Source organism: Lutibacter sp., from assembly GCF_041596795.1.
Lineage (GTDB): Bacteria > Bacteroidota > Bacteroidia > Flavobacteriales > Flavobacteriaceae > Lutibacter.
In genome coordinates this window covers 1-3,576 of the sequence record NZ_JBFHHX010000225.1, presented here as the reverse complement: position 1 = coordinate 3,576, position 3,576 = coordinate 1, and the positions used below count along the sequence as shown (strand labels likewise).

Sequence of the window (3,576 nt, the reverse complement as noted above, 5' to 3'; positions counted from 1 at the left end):
CATTTATCAAAAGTATTAAAAGAAGTTGCTGGTAAAACAGCTTCGCAATTAATTGATGATGTTGTAATTATGGAAGCCTGTATTTTATTAAACAACCCTTCATTAACCATTGCACAAATAGCCAATGAACTCCAGTTTAGTGATCAATCATTTTTTGGAAAGTACTTTAAAAAACAACTAGGAATTTCTCCTTCAAAGTATCGCAACCTAAAAAGTTAAATATTTAAAAAATACCAATATTTCAAAATATTTATACTTATTTTTTAATTATTACACTTAAAATAATTGATTTAGACCAATTATTACCTTTTTTATCCCTTTTACACACTTAAATTTCTAATCAATTTTGCCAAAAGAAATTTAAATTAAATAGGTATATGTATTTTAAACAAATTATTTTAGTACTTACAGCAATAGTTTTAGTTAGCTGTACAAATTCAAAAGAAAATAACGCTATAAAAGAAAATGAAAATGCAGCACATTCAGTTGAGGTATTAAAAATAGAAAACTCCTCTTTTAATGAACAAATTAATTACAGTGGTTTTATTGAACCCAAAGTAACTATACCATTAAGTTTTTTAGTTCCGGGAACTGTTATTGCCGTTCATATTGAAGAAGGTGATAAAGTAAGTAAAGGACAAATACTCGCTGAATTAAATAAAACTACGGCAAACAATACCTATCAAGGAACATTGGCAACATTAAATCAGGCAACCGACGCGTACAAACGTTTTAAAGAGGTGTACGATAAAGGAAGTTTACCTGAAATTCAAATGCAGGATATAATTTCAAAATTAGAACAAGCCAAAGCAGCCAATAAAGTTGCCTACCAAAATCTTTCAAATTGTACGTTAAAAGCTACAGAATCAGGATTTATTGGAAGCCGAAACATTGAAGTAGGTTCAAACACCATTCCTGGAAATCCTATTATTGATTTAGTTACTTTAAATGAAGTGTATGTAAAAATTGCTGTTCCAGAAAATGAAATCAATAAAATTTCTAAAGGTCAAAAAGCAACTATTGTTATTGCTGCATTAGGCAGTAAAGAGTTTGAAGGTGAAATAGAAAAAGTGGGGGTTATTGCGAACAGATTATCTAAAACTTATGAGGTGAAAATTCTAATTCCGAATAATAATCTATTCATAAAATCGGGAATGGCGTGCGATGTTAACTTAAAAATGCAAGTTTCTGAAAGCAGGCTAACAATACCGTATAGAGCTGTTATTAAAGATGAAAATGATAAAAATTATGTGTTTAAAGTAAACGCTGAATCTAAAACTGTTTCTAAACAATTTGTTGAACTTGGTACTTTTTCAAACAATCAAATTGAAATTAAAGCGGGACTTTCAAATGACGATTTAATAGTTACTGAAGGGCATCATCAATTATTAGAAAATGACCAAGTGAAATTTTAAATTTCTAACAATACTTTAATAACATAATCATATTTATATGAAAAAAGGAATGAATTTTATAGAAGCAACTATGAAACATTATCAAATAGTGGTTTCTATTGTGGTTGTATTAATGATATTGGGCGCTATTGGCTTAAAAAATATGCCCAGACAAGAGTTTCCAGAGTTTACAGTGCGACAAGGAATTGTAGTTGGTGTTTACCCTGGTTTTACATCGCAAGAAGTTGAGGAAAGACTTACTCAAAAAGTGGAAGATTATATTTTTGGATATGAAGAAGTAAATAAAACTAAAACTTATTCGCATTCAAAAGAAGGGCAAATGATTATTTATGTTGAATTAAATGCTAATGTAAAAAATGCCGATAAATTTTGGACAAAACTTCGCCACGGATTAAATGAATTACAAGTACCTCCTGGAGTTTTAGCACTTTTTGGTACAAATGATTTTGGAGACACTTCTGCGCTTTTAATTACTATGTCTTCCGATAAAAAAACATACAGAGAGTTAGGTGAAATTATGAAGGATTTAGAGGCTGAAATCAGAAAAATCCCAGCAGTTTCAAAAATAAAATCTTATGGAGAGCAAAAGGAAGAAATTTATGTTTACATAAAACCAGAAAAACTAAAACAATTTAACTTAAAACCAACCACAGTTTTAGCTTCATTTCAATTACAAGAATCTATTAATTTTTCTGGAACTTTAGATAATGGCGACTTAGAATTACCAATACATTTACCACCAAGATTTGAATCTGTTGAAGATTTAGAAGAACAAATTGTGTATTCAGATCCTCTTGGAAATATCATTCGGTTAAAAGATGTTGCTTACATAGAAAAACGCTACGAAAAACCGAACAATTATATAAGAAATAACGGTGAAAATGCATTGCTACTTTCGTTAGAAATGCAAAAAGGAAATAACATTGTACATTTTGGCGAAGACGTTCAAGAGGTGCTCACAAATTTTTTAAAAAATACAGATAGCGATGTTAAATTAAACACCATTTCAAATTTACCTGAAGTTGTTGATGATTCTATTTCACATTTTTTAAAGGAATTTATAATTGCAATCATTGCGGTAATTATTGTTACAATGTTACTATTACCTTTTAGGGTAGCAGCCGTAGCAGCAGTTTCAATCCCAATTTCTGTATTAATAACTATTGGAATTATGCAAATGGTTGGGCTGCAATTACATATAGTTACTTTGGCAGCTTTAATTGTAGTTCTTGGTATGGTGGTAGATAATGCCATTGTGGTAATAGATAGTTATGTTGAAAAACTAGATCACGGAGATTCTCCTTGGAATGCTGCTTGGAAAGCCGCTACAGAACTATTTATTCCTGTATTAACAGCTTCAGCAGCAATATGCGCCGCGTTTTTTCCGTTGCTATTTTTCTTAACAGGAATTGCTGATGATTTTGTTGGAAGTTTACCTGTAACTATTGGAATTGCATTAACCGTATCCATGTTAGTAGCTGTATTATTGGTTCCTTTTATTTGTTACGTATTTATTAAAAAAGGACTTCACCAAGAATTAAAACAAGATGAAACTGTAAAAAAGAAAAGTTTATTAGATAGAGTTCAAAATGTATTTGACGCTACACTTTCATATTGTTTTAGAAATCCAAAATTAACAATATTACTAGGTGTTTTATCTATAGTTCTTGGAGTACTTTTCTTTATGAATGTAGATCAAAAGTTATTTCCAGAAATGGAAAGAAAACAATTTGCTATTGAAGTGTATTTACCTGAAGGAACTTCTATTTCAAAAACAGAAAATGTTATTGACAGTTTAGAAACTATTTTAAGTAAAGATAACCGAATTACAAATATTGCTAGTTTTATAGGGAATGGTTCACCAAGATTTAATGCGCTTTATGCACCACATTTACCTGCAAAAAATTATGGACAATTATTGCTTAACACAACGTCAAACGAAGCTACTATTGCTATTATAAATGAATACAGTTCCAAGTATAAAAATGCCTTTCCAACCGCTCATATAAAATGGAAACAGTTAGCAATGGAAGATTTTAAAGCTCCTTTTGAAATTAGAATTGCATCAAATAATATAAAAGATTTAAAAACTGTTGGAAATAAAGTATCGGAAATTTTAAAAGCGAACAAAAATATTAATTGGGTTAGAAGTGATTGGGAT

General features: G+C 29.9%; 3 protein-coding genes. All 3 read left to right on the top strand.

Annotated features, from left to right (window positions below):
• A partial coding sequence (locus ABY298_RS15525) for a helix-turn-helix domain-containing protein (protein ID WP_372746962.1) occupies window positions 1-219 on the top strand: 219 nt, incomplete at its 5' end.
• A gap of 158 nt (window positions 220-377) precedes the next feature.
• The gene (locus ABY298_RS15520) at window positions 378-1,415 is read left to right on the top strand and encodes an efflux RND transporter periplasmic adaptor subunit (protein WP_372746961.1); all 1,038 of its coding nucleotides are present in this window, start codon (window positions 378-380) and stop codon (window positions 1,413-1,415) included.
• Window positions 1,416-1,452: 37 nt separating this feature from the next.
• Window positions 1,453-3,576 (top strand): efflux RND transporter permease subunit (locus ABY298_RS15515; RefSeq protein WP_372746960.1); only part of this gene is annotated, 2,124 nt, incomplete at its 3' end.